Annotated in this window: 17 protein-coding genes; 13 read left to right on the forward strand and 4 right to left on the reverse strand. The window is 74.0% G+C overall.

Annotated elements, in window-relative coordinates:
- The first annotated feature begins 48 nt into the window (after positions 1-48).
- Genes G3T38_RS22915 through G3T38_RS03550 form a run of 10 tightly spaced genes read left to right on the forward strand, consistent with a single transcriptional unit; the run spans position 49 to position 10830 of the window.
- On the forward strand, positions 49-1836 hold the full coding sequence (locus tag G3T38_RS22915; RefSeq protein WP_163770715.1) for an ABC transporter permease: 1788 nt from the start codon (positions 49-51) through the stop codon (positions 1834-1836).
- Positions 1836-2675: an MlaE family ABC transporter permease gene (locus tag G3T38_RS03510; protein WP_163770716.1), complete on the forward strand. Its 840-nt coding sequence runs from the start codon at positions 1836-1838 to the stop codon at positions 2673-2675. The genes G3T38_RS22915 and G3T38_RS03510 overlap by 1 nt, the downstream gene beginning before the upstream one ends.
- On the forward strand, positions 2672-4000 hold the full coding sequence (locus tag G3T38_RS03515) for an MCE family protein (RefSeq protein ID WP_163770717.1): 1329 nt from the start codon (positions 2672-2674) through the stop codon (positions 3998-4000). The genes G3T38_RS03510 and G3T38_RS03515 overlap by 4 nt, the downstream gene beginning before the upstream one ends.
- On the forward strand, positions 3997-5019 hold the full coding sequence (locus tag G3T38_RS03520; protein WP_163770718.1) for an MCE family protein: 1023 nt from the start codon (positions 3997-3999) through the stop codon (positions 5017-5019). The genes G3T38_RS03515 and G3T38_RS03520 overlap by 4 nt, the downstream gene beginning before the upstream one ends.
- Entirely contained in the window at positions 5019-6041 is a 1023-nt protein-coding gene (locus G3T38_RS03525; protein WP_163770719.1) for an MCE family protein, read from the forward strand. Before G3T38_RS03520 ends, G3T38_RS03525 begins: the two co-directional genes overlap by 1 nt.
- Entirely contained in the window at positions 6038-7111 is a 1074-nt protein-coding gene (locus tag G3T38_RS03530; protein WP_163770720.1) for an MCE family protein, read from the forward strand. Before G3T38_RS03525 ends, G3T38_RS03530 begins: the two co-directional genes overlap by 4 nt.
- Positions 7108-8496, forward strand: a complete 1389-nt coding sequence (locus G3T38_RS22060) for an MCE family protein (RefSeq protein WP_163770721.1) — start codon at positions 7108-7110, stop codon at positions 8494-8496. Before G3T38_RS03530 ends, G3T38_RS22060 begins: the two co-directional genes overlap by 4 nt.
- Positions 8493-9701, forward strand: a complete 1209-nt coding sequence (locus G3T38_RS03540) for an MCE family protein (RefSeq protein WP_163770722.1) — start codon at positions 8493-8495, stop codon at positions 9699-9701. Before G3T38_RS22060 ends, G3T38_RS03540 begins: the two co-directional genes overlap by 4 nt.
- Positions 9698-10312, forward strand: coding sequence for a hypothetical protein (locus tag G3T38_RS03545; protein ID WP_163770723.1), 615 nt, complete (start codon positions 9698-9700; stop codon positions 10310-10312). Before G3T38_RS03540 ends, G3T38_RS03545 begins: the two co-directional genes overlap by 4 nt.
- The gene (locus G3T38_RS03550; protein WP_163770724.1) at positions 10309-10830 is read left to right on the forward strand and encodes a hypothetical protein; all 522 of its coding nucleotides are present in this window, start codon (positions 10309-10311) and stop codon (positions 10828-10830) included. The genes G3T38_RS03545 and G3T38_RS03550 overlap by 4 nt, the downstream gene beginning before the upstream one ends.
- A gap of 40 nt (positions 10831-10870) precedes the next feature.
- Here the strand turns inward: G3T38_RS03550 and G3T38_RS03555 are convergent, their stop codons facing one another.
- The 3 genes from G3T38_RS03555 to G3T38_RS03565 form a co-directional block, all read right to left on the reverse strand.
- A complete protein-coding gene (locus tag G3T38_RS03555) occupies positions 10871-11476 on the reverse strand; it encodes a hypothetical protein (protein WP_163770725.1) in 606 nt (201 codons plus the stop codon).
- 327 nt (positions 11477-11803) lie between these two features.
- Entirely contained in the window at positions 11804-15673 is a 3870-nt protein-coding gene (gene hrpA / locus G3T38_RS03560; RefSeq protein ID WP_163770974.1) for an ATP-dependent RNA helicase HrpA, read from the reverse strand.
- A 33-nt stretch (positions 15674-15706) separates the two neighbouring features.
- Positions 15707-16114, reverse strand: coding sequence for a hypothetical protein (locus G3T38_RS03565; RefSeq protein ID WP_163770726.1), 408 nt, complete (start codon positions 16112-16114; stop codon positions 15707-15709).
- Positions 16115-16233: 119 nt separating this feature from the next.
- Between G3T38_RS03565 and G3T38_RS03570 the strand changes: the two genes are divergently transcribed.
- The 3 genes from G3T38_RS03570 (at position 16234) to rocD (ending at position 19865) form a co-directional block, all read left to right on the forward strand.
- Positions 16234-16944 (forward strand): response regulator transcription factor, encoded by a 711-nt coding sequence (locus G3T38_RS03570; protein WP_163770727.1) that lies wholly within the window; start codon positions 16234-16236, stop codon positions 16942-16944.
- 4 nt (positions 16945-16948) lie between these two features.
- Entirely contained in the window at positions 16949-18472 is a 1524-nt protein-coding gene (locus G3T38_RS03575) for an ATP-binding protein (protein WP_163770728.1), read from the forward strand.
- Between the two features lie 127 nt (positions 18473-18599).
- A complete protein-coding gene (rocD, locus tag G3T38_RS03580) occupies positions 18600-19865 on the forward strand; it encodes an ornithine--oxo-acid transaminase (RefSeq protein WP_163770729.1) in 1266 nt (421 codons plus the stop codon).
- 45 nt (positions 19866-19910) lie between these two features.
- Here the strand turns inward: rocD and G3T38_RS03585 are convergent, their stop codons facing one another.
- Positions 19911-21380, reverse strand: a complete 1470-nt coding sequence (locus tag G3T38_RS03585) for an aldehyde dehydrogenase family protein (protein WP_163770730.1) — start codon at positions 21378-21380, stop codon at positions 19911-19913.
- Between the last annotated feature and the right edge of the window lie 19 nt (positions 21381-21399).

Genomic DNA, 21399 nt, shown 5'->3' on the forward strand with positions numbered 1-21399 from the left:
CGCGCTGCGGCTCCTCGTCGCGGCCCGAGGACGACAGGGGGAACCGCGATGGGCGGCACGGTCGAGGTCACCGGCCTGACGAAGAGCTACGGGCGCCAGAACATCTGGCGCGACGTGAGCCTGACGCTCGAGCCCGGGGAGATCACGGCGCTGCTGGGCCCGTCGGGCACGGGCAAGTCCGTGTTCCTCAAGTCGGTGATGGGCCTCGTGCGACCGGAGGCGGGCCGCATCCTCGTGGACGGCGTCGACATGGTCTCCGCGAAGGAGTCCCAGCGCCTCGAGCTGCGCCGCCGCTTCGGCGTGCTCTTCCAGGACGGCGCGCTGTTCGGCTCGATGAACGTCTACGACAACGTCGCCTTCCCCCTGCGCCAGCACACGAAGCTGCCCGAGCGGGAGATCCGCCAGCGGGTGCTCGAGAAGCTCGACATGGTCGGGCTCGTCGGGCAGGAGCACAAGGTGCCGGGCGAGATCTCGGGCGGCATGAAGAAGCGCGCCGGGCTGGCGCGCGCGCTCGTCACCGACCCGTCCATCATCCTCATCGACGAGCCCGACTCGGGCCTCGACCCGGTGCGCACCTCCAACCTCGCGCAGCTGCTCATGGAGGTCAGCACCGCCACGGACGCGACCATGCTGGTCGTCACCCACAACATCGAGCTCGCCCGCACGCTGCCCGACAACCTCGGGATGCTCTACCGCCGCGAGCTCGTCATGTTCGGCCCCCGCGAGCAGTTCCTGCTCACCGACCACCCCGTCGTCTCGCAGTTCATGAGCGGCGACCCGGACGGCCCGATCGGGATGAGCGAGGAGGCCGACCACCGCCGCACCGACGCGACCGACCCCTACCCCGCGGCGCCCGTCGGACCTGGGGGGCCGACGGGCACCGCGCTGCTGTCCCGCCACGCGGGCGCCCGCTCGATCGAGGTGCTGCCCCGGCAGCTGGTCTCGCGCACGGGCTTCCCGCGTGCGGCGACGACCCGGCACCGCGAGCGCATCGACTCCGGCGCGGCGCGCCTCCACGTCGCCCCCGACGACGAGGTCGACCGAGAACCGCCGCTCCTCCCCCGCAGCGCCGCCGTCACACGGGCGCTCCGCACCACCGGCGACCTCTTCGCGCTGGCCCTCGACACGGTGCGGGCCACCTTCCGCCGCCCCTTCGCGGCGCGCGAGCTGCTCGAGCAGTTCTGGTTCGTCGTCAGCGTCTCCTGGGTGCCCGCGATGCTCGTCGCGATCCCGTTCGGCGCGGTCATCGCGCTCCAGCTCGGCACGCTGACGCGCCAGATCGGCGCCCAGTCGTTCACCGGCGCCGCCAGCGTGCTCGCCGTCGTGCAGCAGGCAGCGCCGATCGTCACGACCCTCGTCATCGCCGGTGCCGGCGGCGCGGCCATCTGCGCGGCGCTGGGCGCGCGCCGCACCCGCGACGAGATCGACGCCCTGCGGGTGATGGGCGTCGATCCGGTGCAGCACCTCGTCGTGCCGCGGGTCATCGCGTGCATCCTGGCGGCGGTCCTGCTCAACGGGCTCGTGTCCGTCGTCGGCGTCATCGGCGGCTACGTCTTCAACGTGATCGTGCAGGGCGGCACCCCGGGCGCCTACCTGTCGAGCTTCACCGCCCTCGCGCAGCTCTCCGACCTGTGGGTGGGTGAGCTCAAGGCCGTCATCTTCGGCTTCATCGCCGGCATCGTGGCCTGCCACCGGGGGCTCAACGCGGCCGGCGGGCCGAAGGGCGTCGGCGACGCCGTCAACCAGGCCGTCGTCGTCACCTTCTTGCTCCTCTTCTTCGTCAACTTCGTCATCACGACGCTGTACCTGCAGCTCGTGCCCGGCAAGGGGGCCTGATGGCGCTCTCCCTCGGTCCGCTGACCTCGGTGGTCACCACGCCGCTCGACCGGCTCGCGTCGCTCGGCGCCGGCCTGCGGTTCCACCTGACGGTGCTGGCGTCCGTGCCCCGCACCCTGCGCCACCACCTCAAGGAGATCGTGCGCCTCCTCTCGGAGGTCAGCTTCGGCACCGGCGCGCTCGCCGTCATCGGCGGCACGATCGGCGTGATGGTCGGCATGACCCTCTTCGTCGGCACGGTCGTCGGCATGCAGGGCTACTCGGCCCTCGACCAGATCGGCACCGCGGCCCTCAACGGCTTCGTCTCGGCGTACTTCAACACCCGCGAGATCGCCCCCCTCGTCGCCGCGCTCGCGCTGTCGGCCACGGTCGGCTCGGGCTTCACCGCCCAGCTGGGCGCGATGCGGATCAACGAGGAGGTCGACGCGCTCGACGTCATGGGCGTCTCGAGCCTGGCGTTCCTCGTGACGACGCGCGTCATCGCGGGCGTCGTCGCGATCGTGCCGCTCTACGTGGTCGGCCTGCTGGTCTCGTGGGCGGGCTCCCGCGCCGTGACGGTCTACTTCTACGGGCAGTCGGCCGGCACCTACGACCACTACTTCGGGCTCTTCCTGCCGCCGGGCGACATCCTCGGCTCGTTCGTGAAGGTCGTCGTCTTCGCGGTGCTCATCATCCTCATCCACTGCCGGCTCGGCTTCACGGCGACCGGCGGCCCCGCAGGCGTGGGCGTCGCGGTGGGCACCGCCGTGCGCCGCAGCATCGTCACCGTCGCGATCCTCGACCTGGCGCTCTCCATGGCGCTGTGGGGCACCACCACGACCGTGCGGGTGGCCGGATGAACGAGAACGCTCGCCGCCCCGTCGACCTCGTGCTCGGCCTGGTCCTCCTCCTCGTGATCGCCCTCGGCGCCGGCGGCGTCGTGCTGGCCTACGACCAGGCGTTCACGTCCCGCACCGAGATCGTGCTGACGACCGGATCGGTCGGCAACGCGCTGCAGAAGGGCTCCGACGTGAAGCTCAACGGGGTGCCCGTCGGCGAGGTCACCGAGGTGCGGGCCACCGACGACGGCGCCCGCCTCGTGCTGGCCCTCGAGCCGGACGTCGCCGACGGCCTGCCCGCGGACACCGTGGCCCGGCTCCTGCCGAAGACGCTCTTCGGCGAGCGCTACGTGCAGCTGCTCGCGAAGGGGGCCCGCAGCGGCGGCGGTCTCGCCGACGGCGCGACGATCCGGCAGGACGACTCCGACGAGGCCGTCGAGCTCGAGGAGGTGCTCGACGAGCTCCTGCCCGTGCTCCAGGCGGTGCAGCCGCAGAAGCTCGCGGCCACGCTCGGCGAGCTGACGCTGGCGCTTCGCGGCCAGGGCGCCTCGATCGGCGAGTCGATGGAGCTGTGGGGGTCCTACCTGACCGAGCTCGCGCCGTACGTCCCCACCCTGACCGAGGACCTCCAGCGGCTGGCCGAGGTCGCGGACGTCTACGACGTCGCGGCGCCCGACCTGCTCGCCGCGCTCGAGGACCTCACCGTCACCGCGACGACCCTCGTCGAGGAGCGCACGACCCTGGACGACCTGTACGCCGGGGTGACGGCCGCCGCGACGAGCACCGACGCCTGGCTGACCGCCAACCAGCAGACCATCGTCGTGCTCGCGGAGGAGAGCCGGGAGGCGCTGGCCGCGGTCGCGCCGTACGCCACGCAGTTCCCCTGCGTGCTGCGGTCCGTCGCCGACTTCGAGCCGGTCATGGAGGAGGTCCTCGGTGTGGGGACCGCGGAGCCCGGCGTGAAGGTCACGCTCAGCATCGGCGACGTGAGCGGCGCCTACCAGCGCGGGACGGACCGACCGACCTACCGCACCGACGGGCAGCCGCGCTGCCCCTACACGGTGTCGTCGCGGTCGAGCGCACGGGAGACCGGCGGCTCCGAGCCCGCCAGCGTGCGTCCGCCGACGGCGGACCTCCTCGAGTCGTACGTCGCGGGCGAGGGCTCGGCGACCCGCGCGCAGCAGGCGCTCGCGGCCGGGCTCGGCGACGCGAACTCGCCCGCCGAGAACCAGCTGATCGCCGAGCTCCTCGCCCCCGGCCAGGGCCTGGCCCCGGACGAGTACCCCGACTGGGCGAGCCTGCTGCTCGGCCCCGGTCTCCGGGGCGCGGAGGTGGTGCTGCGATGAGGAGCGGACTGACCCCCGTCGCGGTGAAGAGCATCGTCTTCACGCTCGTCACGGTGCTCGCCACGCTCGTGCTCGCCGCCACGATCCGCAACGGCAGCGGGGGCGGCGGGGAGTTCACCGCCCGCTTCACCGACGCCACCAGCCTCAACGAGGGCGACGACATCCGCATGGCCGGTGTGAAGGTCGGCGCGGTGCGCGACATCGAGGTCGCCGACGACGGCCTCGCCGAGGTCACCTTCACCGTCAGCGACGAGGTGGCCGTGCCCGCGGGCACGACCCTGGAGCTGCGGTTCCGCAACCTCGTCGGGCAGCGCTACATCGCGCTCCAGCCGCCGACCACGCCCGCGGGCGGCGACGCGATCGCCCCGGGCCACGAGTTCGGGGTCGACGCCACCTCGCCGGCCCTCGACCTCACGCTCCTCTTCAACGGCTTCCACCCGCTCTTCCGGCTGCTCGACCCCGAGGACGTCAACGCGCTCTCGGGCCAGGTGCTCGCCGTCTTCCAGGGCGACGGCGCCTCCGTCGACACCCTGCTGGAGAGCACCGGCCGCCTCACCACCACCCTCGCCCAGAAGGACGCCGTGATCGGCCAGCTCATCACCAGCCTCGGATCCGTGCTCGCGACCGTCGAGAGTCGCACCGACGAGGTCGACGCCACGATCGTGACGCTCCAGCAGCTCGTCAGCGGGCTCGCGGCCGACCGCGACACGATCGGCGCCACCCTCGACGGGCTCGGCTCGCTGTCCGTCAGCGTCGCCGACCTCCTCGACGAGGGGCGGGCACCGCTCCAGGAGTCGATCGTCGGTCTCGGCGACCTCGCCGGGAACCTCGCGGAGTCCAGCGACACCATCGACACGCTGCTCGCCAACCTGCCGGGACGTCTCGACGCGCTGGGTCGGGTCGGGAGCTACGGCTCGTGGCTGAACTTCTACGCCTGCTCGGTGCAGGGGCTCATCCCGCTGCCCGAGGGCTACACGGGCGACCTGGGCGTCGAGCCGGTGGCAGCGAGGTGCCGGTGATGCGGCGCCGCCACCCCACCGCCTTCGCGGAGCGCAACCGCGTCGTCGTCGCGATCGTCGGCATCCTCGCCCTGGCGGGCGTCTTCCTGCTGACCTTCAACGCCGCGGCGCTCCCCCTCATCGGCGGTGGGCGCACCTACACGGCGGAGTTCGCCGAGGCCGGTGGGCTGCGGGCCGGCAACGAGGTGCGGGTCGCCGGCGTGCGCGTCGGCGAGGTGACCGGCCTCGAGCTCGACGGCGACGTCGTCGAGGTCACCTTCCGCGTGAAGGACGTCGAGCTGGGCTCCGAGACCCGGGCGGCGGTGAAGGTGAAGACGCTGCTCGGCCAGAAGTACCTGGCGGTGGAGCCCGCGGGACGCGGCGACCTCGACGGGACCATCCCGGTCTCGCGCACGAGCACGCCGTTCGACGTGACGGCGGCGTTCTCGCAGCTCTCCACGACGGTCGGCGAGATCGACACCGGGCAGCTCGAGGCCAGCTTCGAGGCACTCACGACGGCCTTCGCCGACACCCCCGAGGCGGTCCGCGCGACCGTCACCGGGCTCGCGGAGCTCTCGCGCACCGTGTCGAGCCGCGACGAGGAGCTCGCGAGCCTGCTCGAGGCGGCCGAGCAGGTGACCGGCACCCTGGCGAGCCGCAACGAGGAGCTGGCCGACCTGCTCACCGACGGCGACCTGCTGCTCGAGGAGCTCGCCGCCCGGCGGGCCACCGTGAGCGCGCTGCTCGAGGGCACCACCCGGCTCGGCGAGCAGCTGCAGGGACTCGTCGCCGACAACGAGGCGACCCTCGCGCCTGCGCTGGCCCAGCTCGACACGGTCGCCGAGATCCTCACCCGCAACCAGGAGGGGCTCGACGCGTCCCTGGCACGGCTGGGCCCCTACTACCGCCTGCTCGCCTCCGCGACCGGCAACGGCCGTTGGGTCGACGCCTACGTCTGCGGCCTCTACGCGGCCGACGGCTCGCCCCACCTCGACAACGACGTCGAGCGCACCTGCGCCCCGACCGCCGGAGGTGGCTCGTGAGCACCCGCACCCCGCGTCCTGCCGGCCGTCGTGCCCGGCTGCTCCGCAGCGGCGCCCTCCTGCTCGCCCTGGCGGCGGTCGTGCTCGCGGTGACCGCACGCTCGGCGTACGTCGACGGGCGGAGCACCACGGTCGTCGCCGACTTCGACTCGGCGGTGGGCCTCTACGTGGGCTCCGACGTGCAGGTGCTCGGCGTGCCCGTCGGGGAGGTGACCGAGATCGAGCCCGGCGTGGAGGCGGTCCGGGTCACGATGCGGCTCGATCCCGGCCGCAAGGTCGCGGCCGGCACCGCCGCCGTGATCGTGGCGCCGACGGTGGTGAGCGACCGCTACGTGCAGCTGACCGAGCCGTGGACCGAGGGCGCGGCGCTCGCCGACGGCGCCGTCATCGACGCCGACCGCACCGCGGTGCCCGTCGAGATCGACGAGCTCTACACCAGCCTGGAGGACGTCAGCACCCGCCTCGGGCCCAACGGCGTCAACGCCGACGGGGCGCTCTCGGCCTTCCTCGAGGTCGCGGCCGAAAACCTCGACGGCACCGGTGCCGACCTCAACACGATGATCGGCGAGTTCAGCGACCTCTCCGCCACCGTCTCCGGCGTCGACGCCGACCTCTTCGCGACCATCGGTCACCTCGCCGAGCTGAGCGACATGCTCGAGGTGAACGACGAGACCGTCGGCTCGGCCACGTCCCGCTTCGCCGAGGTGGCCGACTACCTCGCCGCCGACCGCGACGACCTCGCCACCGCCGTGCAGGAGCTCGGCGCCGCGCTCGCCGTGCTCGACGACTTCATCGCCGACAACCGCTCCGCGCTCCGCACGAGCGTCGACAACCTCGTCGGCCCCACCCAGACGCTCGTCAACCAGCGTGCGTCGCTCGAGGAGCTGCTGCGCATGGCGCCGCTGACGCTGCAGAACTTCCTGCAGGCCTACGACCCCGCGACCGGCAGCCTGCAGGGACGCGCCAACCTCAACGAGGCCAACCTGTGGAGCTCCGACGGCCTCAGTGCCCGCTCCTCGAGCGACGCCCCGCCCGTGCTGCTGCCCGGCATCGGGGAGACGGGCCGATGAGGCGCGGGCTCGCCGCCCGGGCCGTCGGCGCCGCGCTCGGCGCGGCGCTGGCCGCCGGTGCGCTCACCGGCTGCGGCATCCTCGACGACGGGATCTACGACGCCCCGCTGCCCGGCGGTGCCGATGTGGGCGACCACCCCGTCACCCTCACCGTCGAGTTCACCGACGTGCTCGACCTCGTCCCGCAGTCGGCCGTCAAGGTGGACGAGGTGGCCGTCGGCCGGGTCACCGCCGTCCGGCTCGCGGACGACGGCCTCGGCGCCGAGGTCGACCTGCTCGTCAACGGCGACGTCGCGCTCCCCGTCGGCACGACCGCCCGGCTCCAGCAGACGTCGCTGCTCGGCGAGAAGTACGTCGCGCTCGTGCGCCCGGCGGGCTCGGGTGCGGGCTCGGGTGCGGGCTCGGGTGCGGGCTCGGGGGGCGGCCAGCTCGCCTCCGGCGCCACCATCGAGCGGGCCGACACCGACGAGGCGGCGCAGGTCGAGCAGGTGCTCGGTGCGCTGTCGATGGTGCTCAACGGCGGCGGGATCGCCCAGTTCCAGGAGATCTCCACGGAGCTGCAGGCCATCTCGGGCGACGACCCCGAGCGGGTGCGCACCTTCATCCAGCAGCTGGGGGGCTTCGTGTCCCAGCTCGACGCCCGCAAGGAGTCGATCACCGCGGCGATCGACTCGCTCGCCGACCTGTCGACGACCCTCGAGGCGGACGAGGACCGCATCACCACGGCGCTCGACGGTCTCCACCCCGGCCTCGCGGCGCTGGAGGAGCAGCGTCCGCAGCTCGTCGCGATGCTGGAGGCGCTCGACAGCCTCTCCGACGTCGCGGTGGACACGCTCGACGCCGCCCAGGAGGACATCGTCGCCGACCTGCAGACCCTCGCGCCGGTGCTCGAGCAGCTGGCCGCGGCCGGCCAGGACCTCCCCGACGCGCTGGGCCTGCTGCTCACCTACCCGTTCCCCGACGCGGTGACGGGCGCCATCCGGGGCGACTACCTCAACGTCTTCGTCACGACCGCGTTCACGAGCGTGCCGGAGGACTGCGACGCGATGGGCTGCGCGTGGCTGCAGCCGTCGCTCGAGGCCCCGGCACCGGACGGCGGCGCCGCGGGGCGCCCCTACCTGCTGCCCCCGACGAGCTCGGCCACCCCCGGGCTGCCGTCGCCGACGGTGACCGTGCCGACGTCCGACGCCACGACCTCTCCGCCGTCGGGCTCTCCCTCGGCATCGCCCACCGCCTCGCCCTCCGCCCCCGCGACCGGACCCACGGGCTCGCCGACGGCGCCCGCGACGACCGGGCCCACCGGCGTACCCACCTCGCCGGACGGCGAGCCCACCGGCGGACCGGCGCCGACGACCGCCCCCACGACGCCGAGGAGCGAGCCGTGATCACCACTGCCGTGAAGGTGAAGGTCGTCGCCTTCGTCGTGCTGGGGCTGCTGGCGACGGGCTACCTGCTGCGCACCTACGTCGGGATCGACCCGCTCCGCGACGACACGCGGGTGACGATCGAGCTGAGCGACGCCTCCGGGCTGTTCGAGGGCAGCGAGGTGACCTACCGCGGCGTGTCGGTCGGGACCGTCGACGCGCTCGAGGTGACGGACACCGGCACCGACGTGCGGATCGTGCTGGACGCGGACGCGCCCGCCATCCCCGCCGACGTCGACGTCACCGTGGCGAACCGGTCGGCGATCGGCGAGCAGTACCTCGACCTCGTGCCGGCCGGCTCCGCCGACCGGGCCGTGCTCGCGGACGGCGACCGCGTGGTCGCCGCCGACGCGACCGTGCCGCCCGCCTTCGACGCCGTGCTCCGCTCGGGCCGCGACTTCGTCGCCTCGGTGCCGGAGGACGCGCTGCGGACCGTCGTCGACGAGACCTACCTGGCGGCCCGCGGGGTCTCCCCCGACGTCGCCCGGCTCGTGGAGACGTCGCTCGCCTGGGCCCGCACGGCCGACGCGAACTTCCTCGTCACGACGCGGCTGATCGAGAGCTCGGCGACCGTGCTGGACCGCCAGCTCGACTCCGCCGACGCGATCCGGTCGTTCAGCGGCGACCTCGAGCTGCTCGCCGCCACCCTCCGCGACTCCGACGGCGACCTCCGCGCCCTCATCGGGGCGACCCCGCAGGCCGCCCTCCAGCTGCGGGACCTCGTCGCCGAGGTGGGTCGTCCGCTCGGTCTGCTGCTCACCAACCTGGTGACGCCGGCCCAGGTGTTCGGCGTCAACAGCGCCGGCGTGGAGGACCTGATGATCCGCCTGCCCGACGCCGTGAGCGCCGGCTGGGCAGTGACGAGCACCGGCAGCCTCAACCTGTCGCTCGTGCCCAACTTCGCGAACCCGCTGCCCTGCACGACGGGGTACGAGGGCACGCCCCGCCGCGCCGGCGACGCCACCGGGGGCGGCGCGTTCGACACCGACGCCGGCTGCACGCTGACCAGCGGCCCGTCCAACGTCCGCGGCCCCGGCGCGGTGCCCAGCAACCTGGACGACCTCGCCGTGCCGGTGGACCCCGGTACGGCGCGCCCCACCGGAGGCGCACCCGTCGTGATCCGCGACGCCACCAGCCTGGAGGACCTCATGGGAGGAATCGGATGACGCTCGACACGCGCACGGAGCAGGAGGCCGAGCCGGGGACGGCCGCGGAGCCTGCAGCCACGGCTGCGGGTTCGCCGCCCTCCGGGGACGCGGCGCGCACGCGGCGGCAGCGGCTGCGCGCCGGGCTGCCCTGGCTGGTGCTCGTCGTGGCCGTCGTGGTCGCCGCCCTCGGCGGTCGGTCGTGGTGGCTGGCCGAGCACGACGACGGTCTGCACCGGGCGGCCGAGCGCGACGCCGTGCTCGTCGCCGCCCGCACCCACGTCGCGACCCTGACCACCATGGACAGCCGGGACGTCGCCGGCGGCCTCGAGGCATGGGGCGCGGCGACGACCGGGATGCTCCACGACCAGATGACGGACGTCGACGACGGCAGCCGCGGGATGCTCGGCGAGCTCGGCACGACGTCGGTGGGACGCGTCGTCGACGCGGCGGTGCTGGAGCTGGACGGCGCGACGGCGACCGTGCTCGTCTCGGTCGAGGTGACCGTCACGGAGAACGACGACGCCGGGGCCGAGCCCACCGTCAAGCGCAACCGCTTCGCCGCCGACCTCCGCGAGGTGGACGGCGCCTGGCTGCTGGAGAACCTCCAGCAGGTGGCGGTGACGCTGTGAGCGCCGCGACGATCGGGAAGCGCCTGGCGCTGCTCGGGCCGTGGGTGGCGGCGGCGTTGCTCGTCGCGTTCGGCGTCCACGCCTTCACGCAGGCCGACGGCCTGCGCTCGACCCCGGCCGCCGAGAACCACGCCCTCGTCGACGCCACGGGCACGGCGGAGGTCCAGGCCGCGGCGACGCAGACGCTGACGCGGGTGCTCAGCTACGACCACGCGGCGCCCGAGGCCACGACCGCTGCCGCGGACGAGCTGCTCCGGGGCGCGGCGCGCGAGGAGTTCGACGTGCTCTACGCCGGCCTCGCCGAGCGCGCCGGCGAGCAGGAGCTCGTGCTGACCGCCCGCGTGTCGTCGGTCGCGGTGCAGGAGCTCACGGACGACAGCGCGCAGGTGCTCGTCTTCCTCGACCAGACCAGCCAGCGGGCCGGCGACGCCGAGACCAGTGTCTCGGCAGCCCAGCTCTCCGTGGGTCTGGAGCGTGACGGGTCCGGCTGGACCGTCACGGACCTCACGCCGCTCTGAGCGGCGCGTCCCCGAGACCCTGACCCGCGCGGGGGGCGGGTCAGGCGAGCGCGCCGGCCAGCTCGAGGTGGCCGGCGTGCTCGAGCTGCTCCGACATGAGGAGCACCCGCTCGACCTCCGGGCTCGGTCCGGGCTCGGCGCGACCCGCTGCGACGACCCGGGCGAACGCGGCAGCGCGGAGGAGCACGTCGGCGAACTCACGCTCGACGATGCCGCGCAGCACGTCGTCGATCATGCGGCGCAGCTCGTCGGGACCGGGCGGCTCGGCGACTCCCGCCACCACGCGGGCGACCGGGGCCAGGCGGCGCCCCGCCTCGAACTGGCGCGCCGCCTCGTGCGGGTCGGCGTGCACCCAGGCGCGCAGCACGTAGAGCCGCCACAAGCACCCCGACAAGGTGTCGGCCGGGGCCCCGGACCACAGCTCCGCGAGGGTCTCGAGGCCCTCGGTCTCCGCCAGCCCCACGACCCGCTCGGCGAGCGCGGCGGTCTCCCCCTCCCCCGCGCGCGGCCCCCGCACGAGGGCGGTCGCGGCCCGCTCGGCGGCGGCGCCGAGCTGCGCGGGGTCGACGCCCCCGGTACGGGCCTCGAAGAAGGCGGACCCGGGACGCGTCGGACGGTGGTGGCGAGGCGTGGTCGATTCAGGCATCGCCGTCGAGGTTACGCCCCGGCGCGTGAGGGGTCGTGCGCCGAGTTGTCATGTACGGCGCGGCGCGCGGCTCCCGGGACAAAGAAAACGCGGACGCGCTCCCGGAGGGGACAAAGAAAACGCGGATCCCTGGTCCCGACACGCCGAGGCCCGAGCCCGTCCGGTCCGCGTTTTCCTTCCCCGGCGCCAGCAGACGGCGCACTTTCCTCCACCCGGGCCAGGCCGACACCAGCCGGGGGCCACACCGGCGCCGTACTCCACCTCGTGCAGGTCGTCCCAGCTCGACGCGTCCACCGCGCCGTACATGACAACTCGGCGCGACCGACCTCAGCCCGCCAGCGCCTTGCGGATGCGGGCGTCGCTGACGGCGACGGCGGTGCCGAGCTGCTGGGCCCAGAGGGACACGCGGTACTCCTCGAGCAACCACCGCACCGTCCGCAGCGACGCGCCGGGGGGCCGGCCGGGCGGGAGCGCCGCGACCTGGTGGGCCCACGAGCCCTGCAGGTCGACGATCTGCCCCATGAGCTGACGGTCCTTCTGCACCGCGGGCACCCCGCCGGTGACGAGCCGCTGGTGCCGCTCCTCCATGGCGCGCAGGTAGGTCGGGTACCGCCGCAGCTGCGCCGGCCCCGCCTCCGCCACGAACCCGACGTGCACGAGCCCCGCGAGCTGCTCCTTGAGGTCGGTGAGCGCGTCGAGCAGGTGCATCTCGGCGCGGCCGGTCAGCCGCTTGTCCACCGCCCGGTGCGCCGCCAGCGCCCGCACGACGTCGCCGACGACGCTGCGCACCCGCGCCTCGAGATCGCCGCGGACCACTCCGAGCAAGGCGTCGAAGGCACGCTCGTCCCGCACCGCCGGCCGCGCGTCGACGGCCTCGGTCACGACGGCGGTGCGGCAGTCCTCGAGCAGGTCGGGGATGGAGGGGTACGGCGAGCCCACCAGCCCCAGCTTGTCCGTCGTGCTCAACGAGTCCGCCACCCGCTTGAGCAGGCCCGGCTGCTCGGCCGCGAGCGCCAGCAGGAGCAGGCGCCGCACGCCGAGCCGGTGCCGCGCCTCCTGCTCGTCCTTCGAGCCGACGACGCGCAGCGCGACGCTCGCGCCCTCGTCGTCGAGCGTCGGGAAGCCCCGCACCTCGTGTCCCGCCCGCTGCTGCGTGAACGACGCCTCGATCGTGCCGAAGACCCAGCTCGTCGCACCGGTGACCGTCTGCCCGGCGTCGGCGGCGACGTCGGCGATCGCCTGCTCCAACGACGGCCGCAGCGGCTCGGCCAGCGTCACCAGGTCCTTGCCGCGTGCCACCTCCCCACCGTCGGGGTCGACGACGCGGAAGGTCGGACGCAGGTGCGGCGCCACCTTCGACCAGTCCCACGCGTCCCGCGGCACGATGGCGCCCGAGGCGTGCCGGGCGTACCGCTCCAGCGCGTCCAGCAGCGGCTCCTCCCCCGGCGGCGTCTCCGCCAGGAAGCGCCGCGCGTGGTCGGGCGCCGGCACGAGCGACGTGCGCAGGTGCTTGGGCAGCGACCGGATCAGGGCCGTCACGAGCTCCTCGCGCAACCCGGGCACGTTCCACGAGAAGTCCCCGGGCTCGAGCTGGTTGAGCGACGCCAGCGGTACGTCGATGGTGAGCCCGTCGTCGGCCGCTCCGGGCTCGAAGTGGTAGCTGATGGGGAAGGTCAGGTGCCCGCCGCCCGCGCCGGTGGCGCGCCACTCCTCCGGGTAGTCCTGGGCCTGGATCTCGGCTGCGGTGTCGTGGGTGAGCATCGACGGGTCGAAGACGAGGAGGTCGGGACGCTTCTGGCGCTCGCGCTTCCACCACTGGTCGAAGTGCGCGGCGCTGACGACGCTCGCGGGCACGCGCGCGTCGTAGAAGTCGAAGAGGGTGTGCTCGTCGACGACGATGTCGCGGCGGCGGGCCCGGTGCTCGAGCGCCTCCGCCTCCTCGAGCAGCCGCTGGTTCTCGGCCAGGAAGCGGTGCCGGCCGGTCTCGGCGGCGCCCCACTCCCCGTGCACGAGGGCGTGGCGGAGGAACAGCTCGCGGGCGAGCTCGGGGTCGACCCGACCGAGCTGCACGGTGCGGTCGGCGGCGAGCGGCACGCCGTACAGGGTCACCCGCTCGTTCGCGACCGCGCTGCCGCGCTTCTTCGACCAGCGCGGCTCGGCGTAGGTGCGCTTCACGAGGTGCGCGCCGAGGCGCTCGGCCCACAACGGGTCGATGCCGGCGACCTGGCGCGCCCAGAGCCGTCCGGTCTCGACGAGCTCGGCGGCCATGACGAACTGCGGGTTGCGGCCCTTGAGCACGCTGCCGGGGAAGATCGCGAAGCGGGTGGAGCGGGCGCCGAGGTACTCCCGCGCGCCCGGGCGGCGCCCCTTGGTCCGCGACGCCTCCTTGTCGCGCTCCTCGAGCAGACCGATCTGCGAGAGCAGGCCTGACAGCAACGCCTGGTGGATCCCGTCGGCGTCGGGCTGGTCGGCGGGCTGCCCGATCTCGACGCCCATCTCCTTGCAGACCTGGCGCAGCTGGGACTCGAAGTCCTGCCACTCCCGCACCCGCACGTAGTTGAGGAACTCCGCCTTGCACATCCGGCGGAAGGCGCTGCCGGAGAGGTCGCGCTGCTGCTCCTTCAAGTGGCGCCACAGCTGCAGCCACGTGAGGAAGTCGCCCGACTCGTGCTTGAACCGGGCGTGGGCCTGGTCGGCCTGCGCCTGCTGCTCGGCGGGGCGCTCGCGCGGGTCCTGCAGGCTGAGCGCGGCGGCGATGACGATGACCTCGCGCACGCAGCCGCGCTGCTCGGCCTCGAGGATCATCCGCGCGAGGCGCGGGTCGATCGGCAGGCGCGCGAGCCGGCGACCGACGTCGGTGAGCCGGCCCTCGCCCAGCGCGCCGAGCTCCTCCAGGAGCTGAGTGCCGGCGGTGATGTTGCGCTTGTCGGGCGGCTCGACGAACGGGAACCGACCGATCTCGCCGAGGCCGAGGCTCGTCATCTGGAGGATGACGCTCGCGAGGTTGGTGCGGAGGATCTCGGGGTCGGTGAACTCGGGTCGGCTCTCGAAGTCCTCCTCCGAGTAGAGCCGGATCGCGATGCCCTCCGCGACACGGCCGCACCGGCCGGAGCGTTGGTTGGCGCTCGCCTGGCTGATGGGCTCGATCGGCAGGCGCTGCACCTTGGTGCGGGCCGAGTAGCGCGAGATGCGGGCGACGCCGGAGTCGACGACGTACCGGATGCCCGGCACCGTCAGCGACGTCTCCGCGACGTTGGTCGCCAGCACGATGCGGCGCCGCGAGCCGGTCGGCTTGAAGACCCGGTGCTGCTCCGTGGCGGAGAGGCGGGAGTAGAGCGGGAGCACGTCGATGCCCCGCGGCCCCTGCACCTTCGCCAGGTCGCCGAGGGCCTCCGCGGTGTCGCGGATCTCGCGCTCGCCGGGCAGGAAGACGAGCACGTCGCCGGGGCCCTCGCCCGAGAGCTCCTTGACCGCGTCGACGATCGCCTCGGTCTGGTCGCGCACGACGGCCTCGCCGTCCTCGTCCTCCTCGGGCAGCTCGATGAGGGGGCGGTAGCGCACCTCCACCGGGAACGTGCGGCCCGACACCTCGATGATCGGCGCGGGCTTCCCGTGACGGTCGGCGAAGTGCGCCGCGAACCGCTCCGGGTCGATCGTCGCCGAGGTGATGACGAGCTTCAGGTCGGGCCGCCGCGGCAGGAGCCGCCGCAGGTAGCCGAGCAGGAAGTCGATGTTGAGGCTCCGCTCGTGGGCCTCGTCGATGATGATCGTGTCGTAGCGACGCAGGTCGCGGTCGCGCTGCAGCTCCGCGAGCAGGATGCCGTCCGTCATCAGCTTCACCCGGCTGCTGCGCGACGTCTTGTCCGTGAACCGCACCTGGTAGCCGACGAGGTCACCCAGCTCGGTCGCCGTCTCCTCGGCGATGCGCTCCGCGACCGAGCGGGCGGCGATGCGGCGGGGCTGGGTGTGGCCGATGAGGCCGCCGCGGCGGCGCACCTTGCCGTCCCGACCCGTGTGCTCGGTGACCTGGCCGCGGCCGAGCTCGAGGCAGATCTTCGGCAGCTGGGTGGTCTTCCCCGACCCGGTCTCGCCGGCGACGATGACGACCTGGTGGTCGCGGATGGCGGCCGCGATGTCGTCGCGGCGGGCCGAGACCGGCAGCTGGGGTGGGTAGTCGATGCGCACAGCGCCGACCATCATCCCCCAGGGCCCCAGGCCGCCGCGAACCGATTAGCCGGAGAGCCCCGGCACCTGCCCCTGCTGCCCCTGACCCGGCTGCCCCTGACCCGGCTGCCCCTGACCCGGCTGCCCCTGACCCGGCTGCCCCTGACCCGGCGCGAACCCGCCTCCCGGCCCGCCCGCCCCGCCGAACCCGCCGGACCCACCGGGCCCGCCGTCGTCCGCCGCGGACCCGCTGCTGAGCGCGCCGATCGCGAGCGCGCCCCCGGCCCCCAGCACGAGGGAGGCGAGGGCGACGCCGGCCGTGGCGACCAGGCCCAGCCGCCGGGGGTCGCGCGCCGCGGAGGGCGCGGGCACCGGCGGCACCGGCGGCACCGGCGGGTACGGCGAGGGCTGCGGGCCCGGCGGGGGCGGGGTGGCGGCGTACGGGGGCGGGGCGGGGCGCTGCTGGTCGTCCATGCCGACGACGGTGCGGACCGTGGCTGTGCTGCGGCTGTGCGTCCCCGCAGGACGCACTGTGGACCCACCCACAGGCGACGCACAGCAAACTCACACGTTCGTCCGGCAGGGTCGACCTCATGGAGCTCACCCGCCCCGACGGATCCCCCCTGCGCGTCCTCGTCGTCGACGACGAGGTGAACCTCGCCGAGCTGGTGGCGATGGCGCTGCGCTACGAGGGGTTCGAGACCCGGATGGCGCACGCGGGCGCCAAGGCGGTCGCGGTCGCGAAGGAGTTCGGGCCGGACGTCGTCGTGCTCGACATGATGCTGCCGGACTTCGACGGCCTCGAGGTGCTGCGCCGGATGCGCGGCGTCGACCCCCACGTGCCCGTGCTCTTCCTGACGGCCCGCGACGCGGTCGAGGACCGGGTGGCGGGGCTGACCGCCGGCGGGGACGACTACGTGACGAAGCCGTTCTCCCTCGAGGAGGTCGTCGCCCGGCTGCGCGCGCTGCTGCGTCGGGCGGGGGCGCGCGCGGCCGAGCGGGAGAACGTGCTGGTCATCGGCGACCTGACGCTCGACGAGGACAGCCACGAGGTGCGGCGCGACGGCGCCGAGATCGCCCTGACCGCCACGGAGTTCGAGCTGCTGCGCTTCCTCATGCGCAACCCGCGGCGGGTGCTGAGCAAGGCGCAGATCCTCGACCGGGTGTGGAACTACGACTTCGGCGGCCAGGCGAACGTCGTCGAGCTCTACATCTCCTACCTGCGCAAGAAGATCGACGCCGGGCGCGCGCCGATGATCCACACCATGCGCGGCGCCGGCTACGTGCTGAAGCCGGCGGACTGAGCCGGTGGAGTCCACCGGGCCGGCCCCCAGGGGACGCCGCCTCGCCACCCTGACCTCGCGGCTCGTGCTCGCCACGGTGCTGCTCACCACCGTGCTGGCCCTCGCCATCGGCGCGGCGACGACGCTGGCGATGCGGGCCAACCTCACCGACCGGCTCGACGACGAGGTCACCTCGATCCTGCCGAGGGCCGGCGGCGGCAGCTTCCGGCCGCCGGAGGGCGACCGGCCGGCGGGCTCCACGGAGGGCGGCTGCGACCGGTTCGTGCCCGGCAACCAGGGTCCCGGCACGCTCCTCGCGGTGCTGCCGGGAGGCAGCGCGACCGCCGACGGCGCGCGCGGCGGGGTGCTCACGGAGCAGGTGTGCGGCGAGCGTGCGGTGGCGACGGCAGCCCTCGAGCAGCTCGCCGACGTGCCGACGGACGGCTCCGTCCACGCGGTCGACCTCGTCGCGCTCGGCTCCTACCGCGTCGTCGCGACGCGCGGGGACGACGGCACCGTGGTGGTCGCCGGCCTCCCCACCGATGCGGTCGACGACGCCGTGCGCTCGCTGGTGGGCTACGAGCTCCTCATCGGGCTCGCCGCGGTGCTGCTGGCGGGCGGGGCCGCGACCCTCGTCGTACGCCGCCAGCTGCGCCCCCTCCGCGACGTCGCCGCCACCGCCCACGAGGTCGCCACGCTGCCGCTCGCGGAGGGCGAGGTCGACCTCGCCGGCCGGGTGCCGGCGCACCTGCGCGACGAGCGCACCGAGGTGGGCCAGGTGGGCGCCGCCCTCGACACGTTGCTCGCGCACGTCGACGCCGCCATGACGGCGCGGCACCGCAGCGAGCACCAGGTGCGGCAGTTCGTCGCGGACGCCTCCCACGAGCTGCGCACGCCGCTGGCGACGATCGTGGGGTACGCCGAGCTCGCCCGCCGACGGCCCGACGACGCCGATGCCGCCCGCACCGCGCTGGCGAAGGTGGAGGGCGAGTCGGGCCGCATGCGTCGGCTCGTCGAGGACCTCCTCATGCTGGCGCGCCTCGACGCCGGACGTCCGCTCGGCCACGACCCCGTCGACGTCACGATGCTGCTCCTCGAGGCGGTCGAGGACGCCCACGTGCTGGCCCCGGACCACCGGTGGCGCCTCGACCTGCCCGACGAGGCCGTCGAGGTGACCGGAGACGCCCACGGCCTCCACCAGGTGGTGACGAACCTGCTGTCCAACGCGCGGCGCTACACGCCCGGCGGCACCACGGTGACGGTCGCCGCGGCCCTCGAGGCCGACCGGGTCGTGCTGCGCGTGCACGACGACGGCCCCGGGTTCCCCCCGGACCTGGCCGCGTCGGCGTTCGACCGCTTCGTGCGCGGCGACACCGCCCGGGTCCGCGGAGGCGCGGACGACCCCGGTCGCGGTCCCGACGACGGTGCCGCCGGCGGTTCCGGGCTCGGGCTCGCCCTGGTCCGCGCCATCCTCGCGGCGCACGGCGGGACGGTGGCCCTCGCCAGCCGCCCGGGCGACACGACCATCGAGGTCGCGCTGCCGCGTTGAGCGCCCGGCTTGACTTCGCGCGTCGTCCTGCGACGGTGGAGGTGGCGCTCCGGCGCAGAGACGCTAGGGTGAGCGCCGGTCCGATTGTCCGACAATCCGGACCTGCCGCAACCAGAGGAGGCGACGCATGACCAGCACGATCGACGAGGGCCGCACCACCGCCGACGGCACCGCCGACGGCAACGGCGTGCCGCGCAGCCAGGCGTTCTTCCAGCAGGCGCAGGAGCGCACGGCGCACAACTACCACCCGCTCCCCGTGGTGGTGTCCCACGCCGAGGGCGCCTGGATGACCGACGTCGACGGCACGCGCTTCCTCGACATGCTGGCCGGCTACTCCGCCCTCAACTTCGGTCACGGCCACCCCGAGCTGCTCGCCACCGCGCACGCCCAGCTCGACCAGCTGACGCTCACCAGCCGCGCCTTCGTGCACGACCGCTTCGGCGAGTTCTGCGCCGCGCTCGGCGACCTGTGCGGCAAGGAGCTCGTGCTCCCCATGAACACGGGCGCCGAGGCCGTCGAGACCGCCATCAAGGTGAGTCGCAAGTGGGGCTACGACGTCAAGGGCGTCGAGGTCGACCGCGCCGAGATCATCGTCGCGACCGGCAACTTCCACGGCCGCACCACCACGGTCGTCGGCTTCTCCGACGACCCCGACGCGCGGGACGGCTTCGGCCCGTTCTCGCCGGGCTTCACCAGCGTGCCGTACGGCGACGCCGCGGCCCTCGAGGCCGCCATCACGCCCAACACCGTGGCCGTGCTCATCGAGCCCATCCAGGGCGAGGGCGGTGTCGTCATCCCGCCGGCGGGCTACCTGCGCGAGGTCCGCGAGATCACGACGCGGCACAACGTGCTGTTCGCCGCCGACGAGATCCAGGCCGGCCTGGGCCGCACGGGCCGCACGTTCGCCTGCGACCACGAGGACGTCGTCCCCGACCTCTACGTGCTGGGCAAGGCGCTCGGCGGCGGCATCGTGCCGGTCTCGGCCGTCGTGGCCGACCGCAGCGTGCTCGGCGTGCTGCACCCGGGCCAGCACGGCTCGACCTTCGGCGGCAACGCGCTGGCGTGCGCGGTCGGCACCAAGGTCGTCGAGATGCTGGCGAGCGGCGAGCCGCAGGAGCGCTCGCAGCGCCTCGGGCTCGTGCTGCGCGACCGGCTCGAGTCCCTCGTCGGCCGCGGCGTGCTCGCCGTGCGGGTGCGCGGCCTCTGGGCGGGTGTCGACATCGACCCGACGGTCGGCACGGGCCGTGCGGTCTGCGAGGCGCTGCTCGCCCGGGGCGTGCTGGCCAAGGACACGCACGGCTCCACGATCCGCCTCGCGCCGCCGCTGGTGGTCTCCGAGGAGGACCTGCACTGGGGCCTCGACCAGCTCGAGGCGGTCGTCACCGGGGGCTGATGCCCCGGCGACGACCGCCTCGGCGGTCGGACGATCAGCGGGCGGTCAGCCCAGCTTCACGTTGACCTGCTTGATCTGCGTGAACGACTCCATCGCGCCCTCGATGGAGAACTCGCACTTGTAGCCGCCGTAGCTCTGGCCGACCATCTGGCCGCCGCCCTGGTTGACCTGCACCCACCCGGACTCGATCCGGTGGGCCGTGTCGAGGGCGGCGGTCAGGTCCTGGCTCCAGACGTACGCCGCGAGACCGTAGTGCGAGTCGTTGGCCATGCGCACGACCTCGTCGCGGTCGGACCACGGGATGGCCACGAGCACCGGACCGAAGATCTCCTCCTGCGCGATCCGCCAGTCGTTGGAGACCGCCGAGAAGATCGTCGGGCCCTGGTAGAACCCGTCGAGGCCGTCCGGCACCTGCTCAGAGCGGTCCAGCGGCACCTCGACGCCGGCCTGCGCGCGGCCGTCCGCGATGTACGACTTGATCTGGTCGAACTGCTTCTGGTTGATGATCGCGCCCATGTCGGTCGCCTCGTCCAGGGGGTCGCCGACGACGAGCCGGTCGACCTGGGAGACCAGCTCGGCGAGGAGCTCGTCGTACACGTCGCGGTGCACGAAGAGCCGCGAACCGGCGGTGCACGACTGGCCCTGGCGGGTGAAGCGCATCGCGGTGAGCACGCCCGTCGCCGTGGCGGCGAGGCGGTCGCCCGCGACCGCGTCGGGGAACACGATGTTGGGGCTCTTGCCGCCCAGCTCGAGCGAGACGTGCGCGAGCCGCTCCCCCGCCGCGGACGCGACGTGGTGACCGACCCGGCTCGACCCCGTGAACGAGACCTTGTCGACGCCGCGGTGCTGCACGAGCGCCTCGCCGACCTCCGCGCCGTACCCGGTGAGCACGTTGAGCACGCCGTCGGGCAGGTACGGCGCGACGAGCTCCGCCATCCGGATGATGGTGAGCGGCGCGTCCTCCGCGGCCTTGAGCACGATCGTGTTGCCCGCCGCCAGCGCCGCCGGCACCTTCATGGCCGCGATCATGAGCGGGGAGTTCCACGGCAGGATGCCCGCGACGACGCCGAGCGGCTCGCGGCGCGTGTACTGCAGCTGGTCGTCGCCCGCCGGCAGCGTGACGCCCTTGAACTCGCCCGCGACGCCACCGAAGTAGCGGAACAGCGCGACGAGCGTCTGCGACTCCGGGCGCGCCTGGGGACGCAGCGCGTTGCCGGTGTCGATCGCGGTGAGCTGCGCCAGCTCCTCCGCCGCCGCCTCGAGCGCGTCGGCCGCCTTGAGCAGCGCGAGCTGACGGTCCTTGAAGTGGGTGGCGCGCCACGCGGGGAAGGCGGCACGAGCCGCCCGTACGGCGCGGTCGGCGTCCTCCTCGCGCGCCCGGGGCGTGCGGCCGAGCGCGAGGCCGCGGCGGCCGGGCGACGTGACGTCGATCCACTCGCCGGCGGCAGCCGCCACGCGCTCGCCGCCGATGAGCATGAGGTGGTCGCCGGAGGGGGTCTCGATGGTCTGGGTCATCTTCACTCCTGGGTCGTTC

The organism is Nocardioides zeae, from assembly GCF_010686755.1.
GTDB lineage: Bacteria > Actinomycetota > Actinomycetes > Propionibacteriales > Nocardioidaceae > Nocardioides > Nocardioides zeae.